Genomic DNA, 3,327 nt, shown 5'->3' with positions numbered 1-3,327 from the left:
ATTTCAGACACATCCTCGTTGACTGTTACGCCGCCTTCGCGGGCAAGCCTCGCTCCTACAGGGGGACGTGTGTATCGGAGTGTATCTAACGTCCTGCTCGATACATTTCCCGCAAAACCGGCTCACTGCCGAACACAGCCCAGATACAAACCTGCGATGAACTGCACAGGCCGCTTGGCACCCTATACACCGTGAAGGGGACAACAATGACCACGCTCCTGCCTGAAACCGACCTGACATCCACACCCGTCGATCGCCTGCGCGTCGACCAATACACCAGCGGCCTCATCGGCCCAAGCCAGCCAATGCTCGGCCCCTTGGCCGACGGCGGCACCCTGATCACCGGCACGCCGCCGGGCTGCTGGGGGCCGATGATTACGCCGGCCTTCGAGGGCGGCCATGAAGTGACCCAACCTGTGGCCATTGCCGGTGCCGAAATCGGCGACGCCGTGGCGATCAAGATCAAAAGCATGCGCGTCACCTCGCTGGCCACCTCGTCCGGCGTGATGAGCTTCGTTGAAGGTCGCTACAACGGCGATCCGTTCGTCGCGAAATTCTGTAGCAAATGCGGCACCGAGCACCCGGCCAGTTACGTTGAGGGCATTGGCGAAGATTCGATTCGTTGCAGCAATTGCGGCGCCGAAGTCAGCGCTTTCCGCTTCAGCCACGGGTACGTGATCGTGTTCGATGCGCAGAATCAGGTCAGCCTGACCGTCAATCAGGACATCGCCAACCAACTGGCGGGCAACGCCTCCGAGATGTCGGCGCTGCCGGAGTTCGCCGCCCAGCATTCGATCCTGTCCCTGGCCCGCGCCGACATCCCCGGCGTTGCCGCGCACATGCGGCCGTTCCTCGGCAACATCGGCACCACGCCGTCGCGGGACTTGCCGGACTCGCACAACTGCGCCGATTTCGGCCAATACCTGATCGGCGCACCGCACCGTTTCGGCATGACGCGTGAGGAACTGCACGCGGCCAAGACCGACGGTCACATGGACACCAATTCGATCCGCGAAGGCTGCATATTGATCTGCCCGGTGAAAGTCCCGGGCGCCGGTGTGTACATGGGCGACATGCACGCCCAGCAGGGCAACGGCGAGATCGCCGGGCATGCCACCGACTGCTCCGGGGAAACCGAAGTGCAGGTCGAAGTGATCAAGCACCTGACACTGGAAGGGCCGATCCTCCTGCAAAACCTCGACGATCTGCCGCCGATGGCGCGACCGATGAATGCCCTGCAACGGCAGAAAGTCCGCGAACTGGGTGAGCGCTGGGGCCAGACCGAGATCGAGCAGAGCGGCCCGATCACCTTCATCGGCAGTGGCGAAAACCTCAACGTGGCCGTGGAGAACGGCTTGCAACGTGCCGCTTCGGTCACGGGCCTGCCGTATGACGAAGTGCTCAACCGCGCGACCATCACCGGTTCCATCGACATCAGCCGCTTGCCCGGCACCGTGCGCGTGACCTTCCTGTGCCCGATGGACGTGCTTGATCGCATCGGCATCGGTCATCTGGTGCGCGAGAAATACGACCTGGCGTAACGCCCACCGGCGGCTCTGTACCGAAGTGTGTACAGACCCGCCGGCGATACAACCGCCGCGATTTTCTGCCGGTACGCGACACAGGCCCGATACACCGTTTCGGTTAACTGTGATTACGTTCTGACAACCTTTGAGATCGACATCATGCAGACTTCCAACACATCAACGAAGGCCACCGTCGGACTTGGCCTGCGTCGCGGTTTGATGAAAGACCTTCAAGCCGCCCGCGTGGGCGATTTCGACTTTCTGGAAGTCGCGCCGGAGAACTGGATCGGCATCGGCGGCGCCCATGGCGCGGCGCTGCGGGGCCTGGCCGAGCGCTATCCGTTGTCCTGCCATGGTTTGTCCCTGTCATTGGGCGGGCCGGCGCCGCTGGACGTTGGTTTTCTGCAAGAAGTGCGGGTTTTTCTCGATCAGTACAACGTGCCGCTGTACAGCGAACACCTGAGCTACTGCAGCGATGACGGTCACCTGTACGACCTGTTGCCGCTGCCCTTTACCGAAGAAGCGGTGCACCACGTCGCCGCGCGCATTCGTCAGTCCCAGGACATTCTCGGTCGGCGCCTGGCGGTGGAAAACGTCTCGTATTACGCCGCGCCGCAGCAGGACATGGACGAGCTGACGTTCACCAACGCGGTGCTGCGCGAAGCCGATTGCGACCTGTTGCTGGACGTCAACAATGTGTATGTCAACTCAATCAACCACGATTTTGATCCGCAGGTTTTTCTGGCCGGCATCGATTCGGACCGGGTGGTGGCGATGCACGTGGCCGGGCATTTCGATGAGTCCGACACGTTGAAAATCGACACCCACGGTGCCTCGGTGAAACCGGTGGTGTGGTCGTTGCTGGCCCAGGCTTATGCGCGGTTCGGCGCGCAACCGACGTTGCTTGAACGGGATTTCAATTTCCCGGCGTTCTCTGAACTGGTGGCTGAATTGCAGACCATCCGCCGCTTGCAGGCCAAGGGGGTGAACCATGGTTGATTCAGGCCTGTTTCAGCAGCAAAACACCTTGGGGCTTTACCTGCGTGACCCCGATCACTGCGCGCCACCGGCCGGAATGGACGTGGCGCGGGCACAGGTTTATCGCGACCTTGTTTTCAATAACCTCTCGATCTTGCTCAGCGGCACTTTTCCGGTGTTGATCAAGATTCTTGGCGATGAGCGCTGGGGTTCGCTGGTGCGCATCTTCTTGCGGGACCACCGCGCACAAACGCCGAAATTCGGTGAGATCGCCAGGGAGTTTGTCGACTTTCTCGCGTCAGAACCGCCTGCGTTGTACGAGGGGGCGTGGCCGCCGTTCCTGGTGGAACTGGCGCATTACGAGTGGATCGAGATGGTGTTGCAACAGTCCGACGCCGAGCCATTGCCAGCGAGTGATGTCGGGCTGCTGCTGGATCGACCGTTGCAGATTTCACCGCTGGCCTGGCCGTTGGCGTATGCCTGGCCGGTGCAGTTGGTGGGGCCGGACTATCAGCCTGAAACACCTCCGGCTCAGCCGACGTTGCTGTTGGTTCGTCGGGCGGAGGACTGGAGTGTGAAGTTTTCCGAACTGAGCCCGCTGGCCTGGCGCTTGTTGCAGCGGATCGACGAGTTTCCCCAACTGAGCGGACGTGAGCAGCTGGAAGGATTGGCCGTCGAAGCGGGGGCGGCGGGATCGCAGGGTTTCATCGACAGCGGAGCGGCGTTGTTGCGGCAGATGCATGGGGAAGGGGTGGTTGGCCCGGCATAACCCCCTGTAGGAGCCGGCTTGCCGGCGATGCGGGCTACGCGGTGTGTCAGGTAC

At 61.7% G+C, this 3,327-nt stretch carries 3 protein-coding genes; all 3 read left to right on the top strand.

Annotation, left to right across the window (positions count from 1 at the left end; translation table 11 throughout):
- Window positions 1-206 precede the first annotated feature (206 nt).
- Window positions 207-1,541, top strand: coding sequence for an acetamidase/formamidase family protein (locus tag KGA97_RS29270; RefSeq protein ID WP_223481977.1), 1,335 nt, complete (start codon window positions 207-209; stop codon window positions 1,539-1,541).
- A gap of 144 nt (window positions 1,542-1,685) precedes the next feature.
- Window positions 1,686-2,525: a DUF692 domain-containing protein gene (locus KGA97_RS29265; RefSeq protein ID WP_207285914.1), complete on the top strand. Its 840-nt coding sequence runs from the start codon at window positions 1,686-1,688 to the stop codon at window positions 2,523-2,525.
- Window positions 2,518-3,273 (top strand): DUF2063 domain-containing protein, encoded by a 756-nt coding sequence (locus KGA97_RS29260; RefSeq protein WP_223481976.1) that lies wholly within the window; start codon window positions 2,518-2,520, stop codon window positions 3,271-3,273. Before KGA97_RS29265 ends, KGA97_RS29260 begins: the two co-directional genes overlap by 8 nt.
- Window positions 3,274-3,327 lie beyond the last annotated feature (54 nt).

The sequence above is a fragment of the Pseudomonas sp. BF-B-15 genome (assembly GCF_019946675.1).
Classification (GTDB): Bacteria; Pseudomonadota; Gammaproteobacteria; order Pseudomonadales; family Pseudomonadaceae; genus Aquipseudomonas; species Aquipseudomonas migulae.
Note: the sequence above shows the minus strand (reverse complement) of the source record. Positions and strands in the feature narration are given on the sequence as shown.